Origin of the sequence: Mycobacterium sp. 1245805.9 (assembly GCF_001672915.1) — a bacterium.
GTDB lineage: Bacteria > Actinomycetota > Actinomycetes > Mycobacteriales > Mycobacteriaceae > Mycobacterium.
The window spans coordinates 37,135-58,830 of the sequence record NZ_LZKR01000034.1; the positions used below are offsets into that span (position 1 = coordinate 37,135).

Sequence of the window (21,696 nt, forward strand, 5' to 3'; positions counted from 1 at the left end):
AGGGGCCCCGACTACCCCAATTGCCCAAGAATAGGACGTTCACCAAAGATCTTGGTGGCTTCTGAGCAGGGTTGTTGCGCGCGGCGCGCCCCAAACCTTGACAGTGTCATCATGACAGTGTCAGTATCGACGCATGGCCGACGTGGCGTCCTGGACGCTGGACGAGCTGGTGCGACGGGTGGCCGTCGGGCTGGCCGATCCGGCGTATCCGGGTGCGCCCAACGGACGCGTCCGGGGCCTGCCCGATCGGCGCGCCGTCCGGTGGTACACGACGACCGGGCTTGTCGACCGGCCGACCATGCAGGGGCGCACGGCGCTCTACAGCCCGCGGCACCTGCTGCAGATCGTCGCGGTCAAACGGCGCCAGGCTGAGGGCCGCTCGCTCGCCGACATCCAGGCCGAGCTGGCTGGAGCGACGGACGAGACGCTGCGCAAGGTTGCCTCCGTGCCCGACGAACTGATCGCGGCGGAGCCCACAGAATCTGAGGAGCCGGCGCCTAGTCCGACGCGCCGCCAACGCTTTTGGGCCGATCCACCCGCCGCCGCCGAACCGGTGGCCAATGGGGACGGCGCTGACAGTGTCACAAAGTTGGCGGCCGTGAGCCTGCCCGGCGGGGCGCTGTTGTTGCTGCCCGTCGGATCTGGAGGCGACGGCCGACCCGACGCCGATGACATCGACGCGATCCGTGCGGCCGCCCGGCCGCTTCTCGAACTGCTGGCCGAGCGTGGCCTGCTGACCCCTGATGAACGGAGCACCTCATGACCGTCCGCATCACGTCGATGACCGACGCCGAGATCGATCGGGTGGCCGTCCCGGACGACGAGGCCGGGCTGGGTGCTCTGAGCACCGAGCGCGGCAACCTACCGCTGGAACGCATCGACGTGCGCGCCGAGATCACCGGGCTCACCAGCCGGGTGGAGCTGACGCAGGACTTCGTCAATTCCTTCGACGTGCCCCTGGAAGCCAGCTACGTGTTCCCGCTGCCGGATCGGGGTGCGGTCACGCGGATGCGGATGACGGCCGACGGGCGGGTCGTGGACGCCGAGTTGAGGGAGCGGGAGGCCGCCCGCCGGGCCTACGACGACGCCATCGCGTCGGGCCGGCGCGCGTCCATCGCTGAGGAGGACCGGCCGGACGTTTTCACCGTGCGGGTCGGCAACATCCTGCCCGGCGAACGGGTCAGCGTCGCCCTGACGCTCGTCATCCCCTTGGCCTATGCGGACGGCGAGGCGACGTTCCGCTTTCCGCTTGTAGTTGCGCCGCGGTACATCCCGGGCCGCGCGCTCGCGGACATCGCGGTTGGCGACGGGCACGCCGACGACACCGACGCGGTGCCCGACGCGTCGCGGATAAGCCCGCCGGTGCTGCTGCCCCGTTTTCCTCATCCGGTTCCGCTGTCGATCGAGGTCGGCATCGACCCCGCCGGTCTGTTGCTGTCGGAGGTGCGGTCGAGCCTGCACGCGGTGTCCACCGATGACGGCCGGATACGGGTACGCCCCGGCGAGCGCGCCAACCGGGATTTCGTGCTGCGGCTGCGCTACGGCGCCAAAGACATCACCGATTCGCTTGTGCTGGTGCCGGATTCGGAGGGCGACGAGGGGACCTATCAGCTCACTGTGCTGCCGCCGGTGTCCAGCGCGCCGCCGCGTCCGCGGGACCTGGTGCTGGTGTTGGACCGCTCCGGCAGCATGGCCGGTTGGAAGATGGTGGCCGCGCGCCGCGCCGCGGCGCGCATCGTCGACACGCTCACCGGTGGGGATCGGTTCGCGGTATTGACATTTGACGATCGGATCGACCGCCCCGCGGGGCTGCCCGATGGGCTGGTCGAGGCCAGCGACCGGAACCGCTACCGTGCCGTCGAGCACCTCGCCCGCGTCGACGCGCGCGGTGGCACCGAGATGGTCGCGCCGTTGCGGCAGGCCCTCGCGTTGCTGGGCGGATCGCGCAACGGCGAGGCCCGCGACGCCGTCGTCGTCCTCGTCACCGACGGTCAGGTCGGCAACGAGGACCAACTCTTGCACGAGTTGTCCGGCGACTTGCAGCGGGTGCGCGTGCACGCGGTCGGCGTCGACCAGGCCGTCAACGCCGGATTCCTTTGGCGCCTGGCCAGTGTCGGTGGCGGGCGATGCGAGCTGGTGGAAAGTGAGGATCGCCTTGACGAGGCGATTGATACCATCCACCGCCGCGTTTCTGCGCCGCTCGCCCACTCATTGTCGCTGTGCCCCGCGGGGCTGGCGATCGTCGAGGACACCACGAGCCCGGCCCGGTTGCCCGACCTGTTCCCCGGGGTGCCGCTGGTTGTGAGCGGGCGGTATCGGGGGAGCGCGTCCGGTTCTCTGACCCTCCGCGGCACGACGGCCGAGGGCGGCGACTGGTCGGCCACCGTTGCCGGACGGCGCCTCGACGCCCCGGCCGTGACCGCGCAGTGGGCCCGGGCGCACTTGCGCGACCTCGAGGACCGCTACGCCGCGGCCGCCACGCCGGAGCTGGAGAAGCGAATTGTCGCTACGTCATTACGGTTTGGTGTGTTGTGCAGGTTTACCGCGTTCGTTGCGGTGGACAGCCGCGTCGTTGCCGACGGTCTAGTGCCGCACCGCGTGATGCAGCCCGTCGAGGCGCCGGCCGGCTGGGAGCAGGTCCGGGCGCCAGACCATGCCGTGTTTGCGGCGGCCGCGCCCCCGCCGCAGTTGGCCGGGGCAGCCGTGACGCTGAGCCAACCCACACCGTCCCCAAAGGCGCAGTCGGGGAAACCACAGCCACGAACGGTCAAGCTGCGCAACGTGATTGCGGCGACGGTCGTCGGCGCGCTGCTCATCGGCGGTGGCTGGACCTGGTCGGCGAGTCGGGACGGTCACCCCAGCCCGACGGCTGACGGCATTGTGAGCGGCAAGATTCCAGCATCAGAGGATAGGGGCGCCGCGGGCCAGATTTCCGGGACGAGGGCCGGCGTTCCCGAGAACACCGTCTCGCTGCCGGAAGCGCCGCCACCACCACAGGCCCCCGCTGACGCCACCTCCAAACGTGACGTCATCACTACGGGATCGATGCAGATGGTCGTCACCGAGCCCGCCCAAGTGGCCGATCGGCTCGTCACCGCGGTCAACGATGCCGGCGGACGCGTCGATTCGCGTTCGGAACGAACCGGATCATCCTCGCCGACGGTTGATCTCGTGCTGCGCATTCCCGCCGACAAACTCGACGGGGTCCTGGCGGATGCCAAGAAACTGGGTACCGTCGAGTCGATGTCGATCGGGCACAACGACGTGACGTCGCAGCGCGTCGACCTCGATGCCCGCATCGAGGCGTTGCAGACCTCGGTCAACCGACTGCTGCAGCTGATGGGTCGGGCCGGCAACGTCGCCGACCTGCTCGCGGCGGAGTCGTCGCTGACCCAAAGGCAGGCCGAGTTGGACTCGCTGCGCGCGCAGCGCGCCACGCTTGGCGACCAGATTTCCTACGCGACGATCAACGTCAGCCTCTCGACCAAACCGGCGGCGGTTCCTCAGCCTGGTTTCCTGAACGCGCTTCAACACGGGTGGCAGTCGCTGCTCTCCGCCGTCCACGGCGTTGTGATGGCGGTCGGATTCCTCATCCCATGGATACCGGTGCTGGTCGTGGCGGCGGTGGTTCTCGTGTTGGTGGTGCGCCGCAAGTCTTTCCGGAGATCGTCTGGCGTAGCTAGCCAGGCCGATTGAGTTCGTCGAACCTCGCGAGCGCGGCGTCGAGGTCATCCTCGTCGAACAGCTCCGTCCGTTTGATTTTGTCGCCGTCGTAGGTGGAAAGGTCGATGGTGCGCCACTCGGCCTCAAAGCCTTGGTGTGAGGTCCCTTTCACAACCTGGGTCACGACGGCTCCTACCTTGCTCAACCGATGCACAGCCTCAATCCGGATGCCGGAACGGGGCGAGAGATCCCATGTTGCAAGAAGATATGCGCTCAGACCACCGGCCGGGATTGGTGCGAGTCGGCGGTGATCGATATTCACCCAGTCGGCGGCCGCCTCGGGGAGCTGGCGTCTGTTGAGCGCTGCGTACGCGCGTGTGACGAGTGACCACGTGTGCGCGTGGGCGGCCGCCTCGCCCGCACGGTATCTCGCATCGAGCTCCTCGAAGGCCGCGTCGATATCGTCCATGTCGAATATGACCATCGCCACGATCAGCTGGCCGGCGTCGATCTCGACGACGACGAGCCACTCGGCGCCGACCTCGTCCTCCGGAAAGCCGCGGTTGAATGCGCGGACATGAGCTAGGGCAAGGCGCTCACTGCGGGTCGCAATGATGCGCGAAGAAATGGTCTCTGCACCGACGTCGACGGCAGCTCGCACATCCGCGACGTAAACATCTCGGCCACATCGAACCCCTGCGTTGACGACACGACGGCGATCGTCCGCGACGATGTTGTCGGCCAGTAGTTGCGCCATGGCCGCCCAGTCGCGGGTCGAGAAGCATGCCTGGAATCGCTCGACTACTCGACCTGCCGCATTTTTCAGTTGTTGCGGTTGCGGTTGAAGTTCCTCGAACCTAGTGAGCGCAGCGTCGAGGTCTGCCTCGTCGAAAACTTCGCATCGGCAGATCCGGTCGCCTTCGACAGTTAATACAAGGATCATTGGCCACTCGGCATGCACACCATCTGGTGAAGTGCCAGACGCAGCATAGAGGGCGACCACGCCGAAACTGCTGAGCCGATGCACCGCCTCGATGCGCATCCTGAGATCCGGCGTAACTTCCCAGATGGCGCGCATCGCAGCTTGCCCTTGGGTCGCGTCGATCACGGCGAGCCGCCTGTGGTCGACGGTGACCCAGTCCGCTGCTGGAAGTTCGTGCCGGTTGAACGTGGCGCATTCCCGTGCAACAACCGACCACACGTGAGAGTGGGCGGCCGCTTCGCCGGCGAGATAGCGGGCATCGAGTTCCTCGAAGGCGGCATCGATTTCGTCGAGGTCGAACGCAACGCGCGCCACGATCCGCTCTTCAGCGTTGATCTCGACGACGCTAAGAAACTCCATGCGGAATGCCTCAGGTTGATCTTGGTAGCGGATACACGTCCGACAGAGCTCGAGGCGAGCACCCCGGGTCGCTATGACAGTCAATGAAATGTCCGTGAGCCCCAGGTCAACGGCGCTCCGCATGTCCGTGATGGCGGCGTCTCGTCCGTGTTGAATCCCGGAGTTCACGACCCGACGGCGATCGTCGATTGCAATGTCTTCGGCCAGGATCTCGCCTACGGCGTTCCAATCATGGGCCGCAACGCAGGTCTTGAGGCGCCGGTGGACTCTGCTTGCGGCGTTTGCCAGTCGTTGCGCCTGCGGTTGCAATTCCTCAAAACGGGCGAGCGCGGCGTCGACGTCCGCCTCGTCGAAGACCTCGACACGGCTGTAAAGGTCGCCGTCGACTATGCCAATGACGATTGCCCGCCATTCGGCGTCAAATCCCTCGTGCGAGGTTCCATGCGCAACCTGTGTGATGACCGCCCCTTGGTCACTCAGCCGATGCACCGTCTCGATGTAGACGCTGATGTCCGGCGTGAGGTCCCGAACGCTACGAAGGTATCCGGCCAGATCCTCTGACTCGGTCGTTAGCACCGCTCGATTGTCGACGTACACCGAATCCGGTTTCATGCCGGGAAGTTCGTGCCGATTGGACGCGGAATAGCTTCCCGCAATTACCGACCACACTTCCGCGTGGGTGGCCGCTTCGCCGGCGAGGTAGCGGGCGTCGAGTTCTTCCAAGGCGGCGTCGATGTCTTCGAGGTCGAACACGACGTTCGCCGCGCCGCGGTTGTCGTCGTTGATCTCGACGAGAGCAAGTGCCCCGGCTTGGAACGCCTCAAGCGGCTGGTCTTGGCTTGCGAACGTGATGCGAAAGAGCGCGAGGCGCTCCCCGCGGATCGCAACCAAGGTCGACCTCGCGTTAGTCATCCAGATATCGGCGACGGCTTGCCAGTTCGCTATCTCCGCATCGCGACCCCGTCGTATGCCGGCGTTTACGACCCGGCGGCGATCGTCTGAGGACATGTCCTCGTCGAGCAGTTGAGTCATTGCGTCCCAGTCACGGTCCGCAAAATGCAATAAGAATTGCTCTGCCATTCGGCTTGCTGCGTTTTCCAATCGCCATGTGGTCGGGTGCAATTCGTCAAACCGTGCGAGCGCGGCGTCGAGGTCTTCCTCGTCGAAAACTTCGATGCGGCTGATCTGATCGCGCTCGATGATCACGAGGACGATCTCCCGCCACTCCGCGCCGAACCCCTCTTGCGACGTCCCGTGTACCGCATGAGCGAAGACCGCTCCGCGATCATTCAGCCGATGGATCGCGTCGGTGAAACTCTTGACATCCTGCGCGACGTCCCACGTGGCTTGGATGTACGGGATTATTCCGCCCGGCGGGAAGGCTATCGTGCGCCGGTGGTCAATGCTGGCCAAGTCCGACGTCGTCGGTGGCAGGTCATGCCGATTGAACGCGGCGTAACCACTTACGATGACAGACCACGTGTGCGCGTGGGCGGCCGCTTCGCCGGCCAGGTAACGAGCGTCGAGCTCTGCCAAGGCGGCGTCGATGTCTTCGATGTCAAAGCCGATGTTCGCCACGATCCGGCCGTCGGCGTCGATTTCGACGACCGACAGTACCTCGGCGCTGATCTCATCTGGGCTCGCGGCGCGGTTCGAGGAACGAATATGAGAAAGCGCGAGCCGGGCTCCGCGCGTCGCAACGACGGTAGGAGTCAGGTTCTTCGGATCGACAATTTCGGCTATGACGCGCATGTCTGCGATGTGGGCTTCCCGACCGTTCCGTACGCCGCCGTTCACAACACGACGGCGATCGTCACTGCAAATGTCGTCGGCTGTCAGCTCGGCCATGGCGTCCCAATCCCGAGCCGCAAAATGCGTCCAAAAGCGTTCACTGACACGGCTGGCGGCGTTTTCCGGTCGCCGCGTCGGCGGATGAAGTTCCTCGAAGCGGGCGAGCGCAGCGTCGAGGTCAGCCTCGTCGAAGACTTCGTAGCGGCAAAGCAGGTCACCTTCGACCATGCAGACGGCAATCATCCGCCACTCGGCGGCAAAGCCCTCTTGCGAGGTACCCGTCACCGCCTGTGTGATGACGGTTCCCAGTTCGCTCAGCCGATGCACCGCCTCGACGTAGCCCGTGGCGTCCGGCGTGAGATCCCACACGGCGCGCTGGGCGGCGCGTAGTTCAACCCCTTCGAGCGATACGACTGGTCGATGGTCGATGTAAACCACATTAGGCGTCGTCGCGGCAGGTTCTTGCCGATTGAACCCGGCATGGCCCCCTGCAATCACCGACCACGTGCGCGCGTGGGCGGCTGCCTCGCCGGCGAGGTACCGCGCGTCGAGCTCCTGGAAGGCGGCTTCGATGTCGTCGGGGTCGAAAAGCACTGAATTGAGTAGGAGGCCACCGGCGTTGACTTCCGTGAGCATCAAGTGCTCGGCAGTGATGGGCCGATTGACATCGTCGGTGTCGCGATACTTGTCATGGGTCAGGGCGAGGCGGGATCCCCTGATGGCAATGGGTGCTACCTCTAACCGCCATGCTTCGGGGGCCTCGAAAATCGCGCGAACAACTTCAGGGCCCACCGCGCGTTCGTCGCGTAGGCCCTTTCGTCGATCGTCGTACCGCGCGTCGGCGGCGTTTCGGGCCAGAACCGCTTCCACGTCACGGAGATTGATTGCGTCGGCTGTGCGCATGCGGGCTCGGGTCGCATCGTTCTCGAGTCGCGATACCGGTCCTTCGAGTTGGTCGAATGTCGCGAGCGCGGCTTCTAGGTCTGCCTCGTCGAATAGCTCGTTCCGACTGATCAGGTCACCGTCGACGGTGAAGATGTCAACCATCCGCCACTCGGCGTCGAAGCCGTTCTCCGAACTTCCGCGCGCGGTTAGGGTGACGACGGCTCCCAGGTCGCTCAGGCTGTGCACGGCCTCGATATAGATACGCACGCTCGGAGCGAGATCCCACGTCGCACGGGTAAATTCGTCCAGATCAACCGCCGCGACCGTTACGACCGGTCGGTGATCGATATAAATGGAATCTGGCGTCGTCGCGGGAAGTTCGTGCCGGTTGAACGCGGCACAGGCCCCGGTGATAGGCGACCACGTTTGCGCGTGGTCGGCCGCTTCGCCGGCGAGGTACCGGGCATCCAGTTCGGCGAAGGCGGCGTCGACGTCGTCTAGGTCAAAGATGACGACAGCCGCGATCGTGTTGTCATTGGCTTCGATGATGCCGAGCACTTCTACGATGAACGTCGCAGACGCTTGATCACGACCCGAGAAGCAGACACGACCGAGGACGAGGTTTTCTCCTCGGGTCGCTAGCGGGGTCCAGGCTACGTTCTTCGTCCCGACCTCGGCTGTGGCCTTCAGGCTTGCGATCTCTGCATCCCGGCCGCGCCGGATTCCAACGCCCACAACGGGACGGCGATCGTCGGTACAAATGTCGTCGGCGAGCAATGTCGTAATTGCGACCCAGTCGCGGGACGCGAAAGATATCCCTAAGCGTGCGGACAGTTTGCTAGCCGCGTTGTCCAGCCGCGGTGCCGGTCGACTGAGTTCTTCAAAGCGGGCGAGCGCAGTGTCGAGATCAGTCTCATCGAAAATTTCACAGCGGCTGATCAGGTTGTCGCTGACGGTCAGCACGTTGATTCCACGGAACTCGACAGGGGAGCCCTCGTGCGAGATCGCGTGTCCGGTCCAAGTGACCACCGCTCCGAGATCATCTAGCCGATGGGCGGTTTCGATGTAGACGCCGCCATCGGACAACATGTTCCATGCGGATCGGATGTACGGCGTCAGGTCACCGGGCGCAAATGCGATGCCCTGCCTGTGGTCGATGTTGACCCAATCCGGTGTCGTTGGGAGTAGCTGCCGTTGGTTGAGCGCGGCGCACGCTTCTGTGATGACTGACCACGTGTGCGCGTGGGCGGCGGCTTCGCCGGCAATGTAGCGCGCGTCGAGTTCGGTGATGGCGGAGTCGATGTCGTCGGGGTCAAACGCGACGACCCCGGCCATCCTTCCGTCGCCGTCGATCTCGACGATGATGAGCGCCTCGACGAGGAACGCATGCGGCTCCTGGTCGAGGCCGGAGAAGCGGGCACGAGTCAGGGCGAGGTGTTTGCCGCGGGTTGCGATGACGTCAACCGTCGGGCTGACTCCGATATCGGCGACCGACCGCATGTCTTCCATCTGCGCATCCCGCCCATGCAGGACCCCAGCGCCCACCATCCGACGGCGATCGTCATGGCTCATGTCGTCGGCGAAGAGCGCGCTCATCGTGTCCCAGTCGCGCGCGTCGAAGCATGCCCAAATGCGCTCGTTCACTCGGGTTGCCGCGTTTTCGAGCCGTCGTGCCTGTCGGCTCAGCTGTTCGAAACTCGCGATCGCGGCATCAATGTCGGCCTCGTCGTAAATTTCGTAGCGGTTGATCATGCCCCCGTCGACGATGAAGAAGCTGGTTATCCGCCACTCGGCCGCGAACCCTTCTCGTGACGTCGACTTCGCGACATGGGTGGTGACCGCGCCGAGGTCGGTCAGCCGATGAACGGCCTCAATGTAAATGTGGTTTCGAGGCGTATCTTCCGTATCTTCCAACGAAGCACGAAGGTATGCCATGAAGTCACCAGGCCCGATCGTTGCAAGCGGACGATGGTCAATGTCTACCAAGTCGGGTGCAACCGCGGGCATTTCATTTCGATTGAGCGCGGCGTACACCTCTGCGATCACCGACCACGTGTGCGCATGAGCGGCGCCTTCGCCGGCGAGATAGCGCGCCTCGAGTTCCTCGAAGGCGGCGTCAAGGTCCTCGAAGTCGAACATGACGTGGGCTACCACGCGGGCACCGGCATCGATCTCGATGACGCCGAGCGCCTCGCTGTAGAACGCTTCGGGGCTTTGATCCCGACCTGAGTAATGGAGGCGGCACAAAGCGAGGCGGTCCCCGCGGGTCGCGAGAGTGGTCAACGCCGTGTGGTATGCCCCTAGGGCGGCCGCTGTCTGCGCACCTGCGATCACAGCGTCACGACCGCTTCGGACGCCCGAGTTCGCCATGCGGCGGCGATCATCGTCGATGACGTCCTGGGCCATCGTCGCGGCCATCGCGGGCCAATCGCGGGCCGCGAGATATGCATTCACACGCTCGTACACCTGCGTCGCAACGTTTTCCAGCCGCGGTGCGGGTCGGCTGAGCTGTTCGAATCTCGCGAGCGCGGCCTCAAGGTCTGCCTCGTCGAATGCCTCGACGCGGTGTAGCAGGTCACCTTCGACTGTGAAAACGTTGATCGTCCGCCACTCGGCGTCAAAGCCCTCTTGCGAGGTTCCACGTGCAGCGTGGGTGATGACGCCTCCGGATTCGCTCAGTCGTTGCACCGCCTCGATGTGAATCCTCAGACCTGGTATGAGGTCCCATGCCGCACGAAGGTATTTGGCAAGACCCTCCGCCCCGGCCGTTACGACGGGCCGACGGTCGACGAAAACCGAATCCGTTGTCATGCCGACGAATTCGTTCCGGTTGGACCCGGAATAGGCCCGCGTGATGACCGACCATGTGCGCGCGTGGGCGGCCGCCTCGCCGGCGACGTAGCGGGCATCGAGGTCTGCGATGGCATCGTCGAAGTCGTCGAGATCGAACACGACAACCCCCATGATTCGCTCGTCGGCGTCGATCTCGACGATGCTGAGGGCATCGTTTTGAATCGCCTCGGGTTCGCGGCCCGAAACGCGAACGCGCGTCAAGGCGAGGCGCCCGCCGCGGATTGCCAGGACGTCCAGCATCGTCATTGTGAAGCCGACATCAACGGTCGCCTGCGCATCTTTGATGTTGGCATCTCGGCCACGCAGGATGCCGGCGTTCACCACTCGCCGACGATCGTCGACGAAGACATTCTCGGCCGATATTTGAGCCACGGCGTCCCAGTCGCAGGCCGCAATGTACGAGTAGAGGCGTTCCCACACCCGCGTTGCGGTGTTCTCCAGCCGTGGTGTCGGCCGGGTGAGTTCGTCGAACCGCGCAATCGCGGCCTCAAGGTCTGTCTCGTCGAATACCTCGCAGCGGTTGAGCATGTCGTCTTCCACCGTCACAACGGTGATCACCCGCCACTCGGCGTCGAAGCCCTCGTGCGACGTCTCACGCGACGCGTTGGTGACGACAGCTCCGAGATCGTTCAGGCGATGCACGGCCTCGACGGAGTTGCTGAGGTCAGTCGCGACGTTCCACGCGGCATCGAGCAACGCAGGCATGTCACCGGACGCAAACGATGCTCCTCGGCGGTGGTCAACGTTCACCCAATCTGGTGTGGTCGAAGGCATTTCATGCCTATTGAGTGCGGCGTAGGCCTCCATGAGGACAGACCACGTGCGTGCATGGGCCGCCGCCTCCCCAGCGAGATACCGAGCATCGAGCTCCGCGAAGGCGGCTTCGATGTCTTCTGGGTCGTATGCGACGCGTGCCAGGATCCGGTTGTCGGTGGACGTTTCGACGATAATGAGCATCTCGATGCGGAATCCTCCGCTTTGGTGGGCTTCGCTCGAGATACACGTCCGGGACAGGACAAGCCGTTCACCTCGAGTGGCGATGATCGTCGCCGTACTTGTCTTCACCCCGATGTCGGCGAAGGCCCGCATGTTCGCGATTTCGACATCCCGACCGCGCCGGACTTCGGCGTTGACGACCCGTCGATGGTCCTCGACGGACGTATCCGCGGTCAGTAGCTCCGCCATGGCGGCCCAGTCGCGTGCCGCGAAGTACGTCCGGAAGCGTTCGTACGCTTGGCTTGCCGCGTTTTCCAGCTGCGGTGCCGGCCGGCCGAGCTGATCGAATCTCGCGAGGGCGGAATCCAGGTCCGTCTCGTCGAATACCTCCATGCGGGAGACCATTTCGCCGTCGACCGTCATCAGCGTAACGCCCCGCCACTCGGCATCGAAGCCCTCGCGCGAAGTTCCATGTCTCGTCCACGTGAAAACCGCGCCCAGGTCGTTTAACCGATGTGCTGTCTCGATGTAGATGTTGAGGTTTTGGTCGAGATCCCATCCCGCACGTATGTATTCGAAACCTTCGCCAGGCGCAAACGCTGCCCCGCGGCGGTGGTCAATACTCACCGCATCCGGCGTCGTCGTAGGGAGTTCGCGACGGTTGTGCGCCACGAAAACACCCGCGATCACCGACCAGCTGCGAGCGTGGGCGGCCGCTTCGCCGGTGAGGTAGCGGGCGTCGAGTTCGGCGAAGGCTGCGTCGGTGTCATCGAGGTCGAACACGACGATCGCCGCGATCTGGTTGTGAGAGTTGATTTCGACGACGCCCAGCCCCTCCGAGAGAAACTCCTCGGACCCGCCTTCGTGGCCTGAGGTGCGCACGAGGATGAGGCGCTCACCACGGGCCGCCATCATGACCGACGTCATGTGCGCAAAACCGGCGTCGGCGACCGCGCGTAGATTTGCGATCTCGGCATCCCGACCGTGCCGGACACCCGCATTTACGACCCCCCGACGATCGTCGACAAAAATGTTGTCGGCCAATACCTCGGCGAGCGCATCCCAGGCGCGGGCTGCGAAGTGGGTCCAGTAGCGGTCGACCGCTTGGCTTGCCGCGTTTTCCAGGCGCGGGGCTGACCTGTTGAGCTGGTCGAACCTCGTGAGCGCGTCATCGACGTCTGCCTCGCTGAACAGCTCCTCGCGGTTGATCAAGTCGCCTTCGACCGTGAGAAGGAAAACGTCCCGCCACTCGGCGTCGAACCCGCCTTGTGAGATCCCATGCGCCACATGGGTGACGACCGCTCCGATGTTGCTGAGTCGATGCACCGCAGCGATGTGGATCTTGGTGTCAGGCGAGTCATCCCATGCGGCTTGGATGTACGCGATGAAGTCGCCGGCGGCGAAGGCCGCTCCGCGGCGGTGGTCAACGCACACCCAATCCGGCGTCGTCGGGGCGAGCTCGCGTCGATTGAATGCGGCATACCCCTCCGCGATCACCGACCACGTGTGCGCGTGAGGGGCGGCTTCGCCAGCGAGGTACCGCGCATCGAGCTCGGCGATGGCGGAGTCGAAGTCATCGACGTCGAAGACGACGATCGCGGCGATCTGGTCGTCGGAGTTGATTTCGACGACGCCTAGCACATCGTTCAGGAACTCCGCGGACCCGCGATCGCGGCCCGAGCCACGCGCGAGGATGAGGCGCTCCCCTCGCGCCGCGATGACGACGGACGTCATGTTCGTGAATCCGGCGCCGGCGGCCGCCCGCAGGTTCGCGATCTCGGCGTCGAGACCGCGTCGGACCCCTGCGTTTACGACCCGCCGGCGATCGTCCGTAACGATGTCGTTGGCCAGTACCTTCGCGAGCGCCTCCCAGTCGCGGGCTGCGAAGCACACCAAGTAGCGCTCGAACGCTTGGCTTGCCGCGTTTTCCAGTCGCCGCTCCCTCGGGCGTAGTTCCTCGAAGCGAGTGAGCGCTGCGTCGACGTCGTCCTCTTCGTAAACCTCCACCCTCAATGCGTCGGAAAGGAACAAAAAAGTGCGATCCCACTGCAATTCGTTCTCGTGCGCGTCGGTGCCTTCGATGACGAGCGTGGAGACGAGCCCGTGGGCGTCGAGCGCATGTACCGCCTTCGTCCAATAGCGGGCGTCAGGCACCAGCGTCCACAGCTCCTCGATCGCTCTCCCGTAGGGTTCCCCCGACCCGAACGGGACGCGTCGATAATCGGCAATCGCGAGTCGCCCGAGCATCGGCCCCGGCTCGTGACGATTGAGCTCTTCTATCGCGTCCGTTATGGGCTGCAAGACGTTTCGGTGGGCTGCCGCTTCGCCGACGAGGTATCGGGCATCGAGCTCGGCGATGGCACCCGCGAAATCGCCGAGATCGAACAGGACGATCGCCGCGATCTGATCGTGAGAGTTGATTTCGGCGACTGCCAGCAACTCGATTAGGAACTCCCCGGACCGACGGTCGCACCCCCACATCCGCGTAAGGACGAGGCGCTCCCCACGGACGGCGACGACGACGGAGTTGAGGTCCGTGGTTACGACGTCAGCAACCGCCCGCAAGTTTGCGATTTCGTCCTCCCGACCGTGCCGTGTCCCTGCATTTGCGACCCGCCGGCGGTCGTCGGTCAGCATGTCGTCGGTCAATACTTCCGCGAGCGCATCCCAGTCGCGGGCTGCGAAGAGCGTCACGTAGCGATCGACCGCGCGGCTTGCCGCATTTTCCAAATGCGGCGCGGGACGGCCGAGCTGTTCGAACCGTGCGAACGCAGCGTCGAGGTCGGCCTCGTCGAATAGCTCGCAACGGCTAATCATCTCGCCTTCGACCGTCGTAACGGCGATCTCCCGCCACTCAGCGTCGAAGCCCTCGTGCGAAACGCCATGCGCTGCATAGCTGCAGACCGCTCCGAGGTCAGTCAGCCGGTGCACGACCTCGACGTAGGTTCGGATGCTTTGGTCGAGATCCCACCCCGCACGGATGTATGCGGGCAGCGCGCCGGGCGCGAACGCTGGCGCCGGGCGATGGTCAATAGTCACGCAGTCGGGTGTCATCGCGGGGAATTCATGCCGGCTGATCGAGGCGTAGGTCCCCGCGACTACAGACCACGTGTGCGCGTGTGCGGCCGCTTCCCCGGCAAGGTAACGCGCATCGAGCTCCGCGATGGCGGCATCCAGATCTTCTACGTCGAACGTGACGGTCGTCGCGATCCGCTGGGCCGCGTCGATCTCGACGACGTTCAGGGCATCATTTGAAATCGCCTCGGGGTCGCGGCCGGCGGCGCGAACACGCGCGAGGACGAGGCGCTCGCCGCGAATCGCGATGGCGCTCACCATCGATATCGAAAATCCGACGCCGGCGGCCGCCTGGAGATCGTTGATCACGGAATCTCGCCCATGCTGGGTCCCGGCATTCACGACACGTCGACGATCGATACCGGAGTAATCGTCGGCGACTGTTTCGGCGACGGCGTCCCAATCGCGGTCCGCGAAGTGGGACCAGACCCGCTCGAACACGCGTGCCGCCGTGTTTTCCAGCCGTCGCGCCGCGCGGTTTGCCTTCGCCTCGAAACGCGCATGCGTTGCGTCGAGTTCGGCGAGCGCGGCGTCCATGTCTTCGACGTCGAAGAACATCTGCAGCGCGACTCGACCGTCATCGTCAATGGCATACAGGTGAAGCAATTCGTCGTACGGAGCCCCGGGGTACACGTCTTCGGTGCGGATTACCATTCGCGCGAGAGCCAGGCGCTCGCCTCGCGCGGCGACCATGACGTGGCTGGTTCGGGCGCCCATCTCGAGTTCGCGCCTGATCCCACGTCGCCACACCTCGGATGGCAGCGTAAGACCGACGACCTTCCGGCGATTTTCGATCAAGATCCCCGGTGCGAAAAGCTGCTCGAACTCTTCCCAGGCCCCGCGGTGAACTGCGGCCATCACGCGTTCGCCCACTCGCACGGCCGCGTTGTCTGGTTCGACGCTCGGGGGTTCGGGTGGAGCCTCGGTCACCGGCAGGATGCGCCCGTAAATTCTGGTCGCCGCATTTTCCAACCGCCGCGCCGTCGGCTGCTCCTCCTCGAATCGCGCATGCGCGGCGTCGAGTTCGGCGATCGCATCGTCGAGATCATCGACGTCGAACCACACTTGCAGCGCGATTCGACCAGTCGCGTCGATGCCCATGACCGAGAGAAATTCGTCCCGCGGCGCCCCAGGACTTACGTCGTCGGCCGTGCCGACCGCTGTTCGAGCCAGTGCCAGGCGCTCGCCTCGCACCGCGATATAGATTTGGCTGAACCGTAATGTGTCCACCTCGGCAACGCGCCGGATCCGATGCGCCCAGTCAGCCGACGGGATCGGCGTGAAGCCGATGATTTTCCGGCGACTCTCGATGACGCCTTCGCGCGCATACAGTTCCTGGGCCACGTCCCTGGCCCCGCTATGAATAGCGGCTAGCAGGCGGTCGACCACCCGGACGCATGCGTTATCGAGCTCGACAGGGGGCGCCTCAGGCAGAGCCGGGGCGGGGGGTGGCTCCGCACCGAGGACTTGTCGCGCCTTCTCCGCAAGTGCCGCAGCGCCTTTCCGCTCCCACAGGCCGACCGCTCGCTCGGCGGCGGCTCGCGCCCCGGCGACGTCGCCGGCGGCGGCCAACACGGTTGCCAGCGCCAGACATGCGTCCCCGTGATCGACCAACGCGTCGGTGCGTTCGGCCACGCTGACAGCCTCGCCGGCGACCCGCCGGGCCTCCTCGTGATCACCGCCGCGCGACAGCAGCTGTGCCCGAAGCGTCCGCCAGGCGATCGACGGCTTCAGGGCGTGACCGGCGAGACGCTCGCTCTCCGTACACAATTCGTCGGCCTCGGCGTCTTGGCCAAGCGTCAGACACACGCGACCCAGCAGCGCAGCGGTCTCTGCCGTATCGGCGTCGAGACCCATGCGGCGAAAGCCGTTGTAGGCCTTGCGCAGATGCGGCTCGGCCGCGCCAGGATCGTCGACGACTAGCTCGACGATGCCGGCGAACTGTTCGACCTCGAGACGAGCGTGCCGCAGCCCGAGCTCGGTGACGGTGCGCCGGGCGGAGTCGATCATCCGCCGCGCCGCCGCGGCGCGGCCGCGGAAGGCCTCCAACACGGCCTGGCACCGTGTCGACGTCGCCTCGACCGCGGGCGAGTCGGTCGTGATCCGCAGCAGCCGAACCACGTCCAGGCACCGCCCGCCCGCGCGCGGGACCGGGTTGGGACCCCACAGCGCCGCGAGTGGGGCGTTCGCCAAAACCGCATTCACCCGGCGGTGTTCGCGCGCGCGCCGCGCCGCGGTCAGGGCGTCGTCCAGCGCGACTTCGCAGTCGCCGATCCTCCCCAGCCGTGCCAGGCAGCCAGCACGAACGGTGTGCGCCGTGGCTTCTCCGGCGGCGTCGCCTAACTCGGCCAGCGTGGCGGCGGCCGTACCGACCGCGGTCTCGATCTCGTCCAATCGCTCGGGATCGGTCAGCATCGACAGCTGGCCGTCGAAGCACGTCGCCCAGGCCGATAGGCGAGCCGAATCGACGGTGGCGCTTTGTAATTGAGAGACAGCTACCGCCGCGGAAGCTACGTCACCTGCGGCCAGCAGCGCCTCGCAGCGCGCGATCAGCAGCTCGGCGGTCTGATCGTCGCGGTCGGGCAGCTCGTCGTCGATTTCCTCGAGCGCGTGCAGCGCCCGATCGTAAAGGTCGGCCGCGCCCTCGTAGGCGAGGCGGGCCATCGCCTGGTCCGCCGCACGCCGGCAGTACTCGACGGCCTTGACCGCGTTTCCCGCCCAAGCACATTCGAAGTAGTGGTGAGCCAGCTCGGCGAGCAGCTCGTCGTCGGCGCCGGGCTCGTTCTCCAGCGTCGTGGCGATGCGCTGGTGCAGCCGCATTCGTCGTACCGAGGGCAGCTCGGCGAGCAGCGACTGCCGGACGAGGGCGTGGTTGAACCGGTAGTGACCGCCGGGCTCTTCGATGACAATGCCGGCCTTGCAGGCCTCGTCGAACGGGTCGACCAGGTCGTCTCCGACCACGCGCTCGACCAGCTCCAAGGCGAACCGACTACCGACGACCGCCGCCGCGGCAAGGGCCTTGTTGGTCTCCGGTGTCAGGCGAGAAAGGCGCCGGCTCACCGCCTCCCGGACCCCCTGCGGCAGGGTGCTCTGGTCCCACCGGCCGCCGCTCTCCTCGACGTGGCGCAGGGCCTCGATGAGGAAGAACGGGTTGCCGCCGGTGACGGAGGCCAATGCCCGGGCCAGTTCCTCGTCGTTGTAGCCGGCCTCGGCGACGTAGGCGCTCACGTCCTCCTCGTCGAGGCCGCCGAGCTGCAGGCGGTTCGCGGTGCCGTCACGGTGAAGGTCGGCGAGCATGGCCGAAAGGGGGTGCGAGCGGTCGAGGTCGGTGCTGCGATAGGTGCCAATGATCTGCACGCGGGCCCGCTCGCCGAAACGCAGCAGATGCCGCAACAGGAGCAGCGTGGGTTTGGCCGCCCAATGCAGATCGTCGAGGATCAGGACGACGGGCGCGCTCGCTGACGCAACTCCAAGCAGCGCAACGACGGCGTCGAAGAGTGCATAGCGTTCGGTGTCGGGGTCGGCGCGCGTCGGCGCGGCCAGATCGGGCAGGACATCGGTCAGCGCGGGAACCAGGGGGAGTAGCGCTTCCACGCCCCGGAGTTCGCGAAGCCGACCGCTACCAAGGCACGGCACCAGCGAACGAAGGGCTTCCGCGAACGGCTGGTACGGCGCACCGAGGTCCTCGTCGCAGCGGCCGTAAATGACAAGGGCGCCTTGGTCGTAGGCCTGTCGGGACCACTCGCCGGCCAGGCGCGTCTTGCCGACACCCGGTTCGCCGGCGATCAGCACGGCGTTCGTGCCGCCGGCGAGCGCCGTCTGCCACGCGGAAAATAGCCGCTCGAGTTCCTGCCCGCGACCGACGAACGGCCCCGGGCCGGCAAGCACCGCGGGTAGTCCCGGCCGTTCTAGAGGCACCTCACCGGAGGCTTCCTCACGACGGTCTTCCGCGGTTTCCAGCCGCAGCTCGAAGACGTGCTCGGGGCGTGCGAGGTTGCGCAGCTGTCGCGTGCCGAGGTCGGCGAGCACGACATCGTCGGGCAGGGAGTCGATCACGAGCTCGGCGGTCGCCCCCGAGCACAGGATCTGGCCGCCCGCCGCCAACGACCGCAGCCGCGCGGCGCGGTTCACCGCCCTTCCGAAGTAATCGCCGTCGCGCAGCTCGGCCTCCCCGGTGTGCAATGCCACGCGGACGCGCATGGGTTCCCGTAACGCCCACGGCTCGTGCATGATCGCGTCTTGCAGCTCCAGAGCGGCGGCGGCCGCTCGAAGACCGAGAACGTGGCATCGCCCTCGCCGCGGGTCTTGATCAGCCGTCCTCCGCGCGACGTGACGACCTGTTCGACCAGCTCGTCGTGTCGCGCCAGCGCCACCCCCATGGCCGTGGCGTCCGCCTCCCAGGCGGCGGTTGACCCCTCGATGTCGGTCAGCAGGAAGGTCACCGCGCGGGTTACTCCCGAAACATCCTGTGCACCAGGCATTTCCAGTGCGGTGTCCTGCGCGACGATCGCGGCCTCCAGCCGACGCAGCTCCGGTCCGGGGTCGACGCCCAGTTCATCTGCCAGCAGGGTCCGCGCCCGCTGGTAGGCGCCCAGGGCCTCGCCCTGCCTGCCGGCGCGGTAGAGGGCGAGCATCAGCTGGGCCCAGCGCCTTTCGCGCAGCGGCGCGTAGGCGACCGCCGCCTCGAGCTCGCCGATGATCTCGGCGGCGCGGCCCGTCGCGAGCAGCGCATCGGCCCGATCCTCCACCAGCGCGGCGTGGCCCTCGATCCACCGCGTCTTTTCCGACGTTCCCCGGCGGCCGTCGGGCAGTTCGGGGATGCCGCGCCAGAGCTCGAGCGCCTCCTCGAAGCGGGCTACCGCTTGGCCGGTGTCGACGGCGCCGGCGGCGTCGCGTCCCCGTCGCGCCGCCGACTTGTAGCGCGAGGCGTCGACCTCGCTGTCGGCCAGGGTCCACCCCGCGCCTTCGGTCAACACGAAGCCGTCGCCCAGGGTGCGGCGCAGCGAGGAGATATGGGTCTGCAGGGCCTTGGCGGCCGTGCGCGGGGGATCCTCGCCCCAGAGCAGCTCGACGAGCGTGTCGGCCGACACGACCGAACCGACGTGCAGGCCGAGCATGGTGAGGATCGCGCGGGGTTTGGCGCCCGGAATCGTGACCGGCGTGCCAGCACGCCGGACCTGGAGAGGTCCCAAAACCCCCAGTTCCACCTCTAGAAGAGTAGTCACGTCCGCAATCGTCGGTAAGACGATTCAACAAGCGGTCAAGATCGGGTAAAGGCTGGCTCACCTGGATCTTCTGCGGCCGCGAATCCGGTGGCCCACGCCGATCAGGGTCGAACAGCAATCAACGGTCGGTCACACCTCGACGGCGGCGGCGATCTTGTTGACCACCTCGCCCGCTTGGTCGGTGGTGTCGAATCCGCACCAAAGCGTGTCGATGATGACGTTGTTCCGCACTCCCAACGCGCGTTGGCACGAGAAGCCGCGGCCGGTGTCGAGGGTCTGCACGAGGCTCAACGTGCTGTCGGTCGCTGTCAGCCCGCCGAACTTCCAGGCGACGGGGTTGTCGCCGGGTTGGGTGATGGTCAGCGGCCGGTTGGCGCACGCGGCCCACCGCGGTTTGGCCTGGCTGAAGAACTGCTGGGCCACGTCGGCGTCGCGGAACCTCACCACCGCCTGCAGCAGTGCGTGCTTGTTGTGGTCGGCTTTCGCGCGAGCGTTGTCGAGAAACTGTCCTTCCAGCGCGACCCAGCCGTTGTCTCGGTAGACGCTGGCTTCGACCGGCGAGTAGGCGTCGAGGCAATTCCGATCGGAAACCACGTCGTCGCTGTGCGACATCTCCGAGATGGGCCTGCGCAGCGCCATGCTGGTCGTCTGCCCGACGGCGTTGACGTCCCTGGCGCTCAACAACAGGTTCGCCAAGCGCGCGTTGAGGATTGGCGCCGGTTGCCAATGGCCCAGGTTCGGCGCCGCCACGGGTCGCCCGGTGGCGGACACCGTGCAGCCGGTCAGCATCAGGCACAGACCCACCACTACGGCGAGAACGATGCGGTGGGCGTGCACGGCACCGACATCCGACGCCTTCACTGATGCTGCGGCCATTTGCTGTTCTCCTGCCCGGTCGTCTCCCCGCACAACACCGCAACTGCGATTTAAATTCACAGTCTGGTCGGGTGTCGCACCGTTTGCGCTCAACTATGAAGTTATGAACAGCAAAAGCGGTTGTGAAATGCCGGTTATGAGCTATCTATGCGTTTTCGCATGAACTCAGCGTGTCGCGCGCCTACTTACGGCCCGGATACACGATCGCCCGTCCCGTGTCAGCTCAGCATTGAAGCGAGTTCGATGCGGGCCACCGCGACCTTGTGTGGTCCGGCGTTGTCATGCACCACCTGGTCTTGGCCGAAGAAGAAGATCACCGCGTCGTCGGTGATCCCGAAGTTCTGGTAGGTCGTCTCGTCGAGATCGGCAGCGGGCGCGTCCAATTCGGCCCGGACGATCGGGTTGAGCAACTCCAGCGGTTTTGCACCGGGCTTGAACAACGTGTCGAACGTGATCGGGACGTGCTTGGCGAGGTCGAAGTTGAACGCCCGGAACGTGGTGTTCGGGTGGCCTTCGTGCGCGAAGCCGGTGTCGTTGTCAATCTTGAGCACCAGGCTCTGCGTGCGGGCGTCCGGCTTGCCCGAACGGTAGGTCTTCGCGGTGACGGCGTACTGATACGGCCGATTGCGACCGTCGTGTGGTCCGATCGTGGCAACCCAGTCGATGAACTCGTCGCGATCCCGCTTGAGGAATGCGGCCACGGCCGGCATCTCCGGGTAGTCGATGGGAAAGCTCATCTCGATCTTGTAGGTGGGGGTGGCGCTTCGGACCTGGCAAATCCCGTTGGGGCCAATGGTTCCGCCGAGATCGGTGCACGCCGATTGTCCCTGCGCCGCAGTCGATGTGGTGGCCGTCGCAGCCGGGGCCGTCGTGGATCGGGCCATCGCGGATGGGGCCGTCGCTGTGCCGCTGGTCGTCGAGCAGCCGGCCAGCGAGAGTGCCGCCGTGGCGAGCCCAATCGTCAGGGCTCGGGTGATCGCTTTCTTCATACGTAAAGGGTGCGGGGGAGGCCTTGCGCGATTCTTGCGTGAGCCTTGCGTGGATGCGACG

4 protein-coding genes and 1 pseudogene are annotated in these 21,696 nt (G+C 65.7%); 2 read left to right on the top strand and 3 right to left on the bottom strand.

The genetic code is table 11. The features are described 5' to 3' along the window. The first annotated feature begins 133 nt into the window (after positions 1-133). Positions 134-763, top strand: coding sequence for a MerR family transcriptional regulator (locus tag A9X00_RS05560; protein ID WP_067150209.1), 630 nt, complete (start codon positions 134-136; stop codon positions 761-763). Then, positions 760-3,696, top strand: coding sequence for a DUF4349 domain-containing protein (locus A9X00_RS05565; protein ID WP_067150212.1), 2,937 nt, complete (start codon positions 760-762; stop codon positions 3,694-3,696). The genes A9X00_RS05560 and A9X00_RS05565 overlap by 4 nt, the downstream gene beginning before the upstream one ends. Here A9X00_RS05565 and A9X00_RS31160 read toward each other — a convergent pair. The 3 genes and pseudogenes from A9X00_RS31160 to A9X00_RS05580 form a co-directional block, all read right to left on the bottom strand. Beyond that, positions 3,680-19,662 (bottom strand): annotated as a pseudogene (locus A9X00_RS31160) (BTAD domain-containing putative transcriptional regulator). The gene A9X00_RS05565 and the pseudogene A9X00_RS31160 overlap by 17 nt on opposite strands. A gap of 237 nt (positions 19,663-19,899) precedes the next feature. After that, entirely contained in the window at positions 19,900-20,646 is a 747-nt protein-coding gene (locus A9X00_RS05575) for a sensor domain-containing protein (protein WP_082974702.1), read from the bottom strand. A gap of 218 nt (positions 20,647-20,864) precedes the next feature. After that, positions 20,865-21,635: an esterase gene (locus A9X00_RS05580; RefSeq protein ID WP_082974703.1), complete on the bottom strand. Its 771-nt coding sequence runs from the start codon at positions 21,633-21,635 to the stop codon at positions 20,865-20,867. Positions 21,636-21,696: the final 61 nt, after the last annotated feature.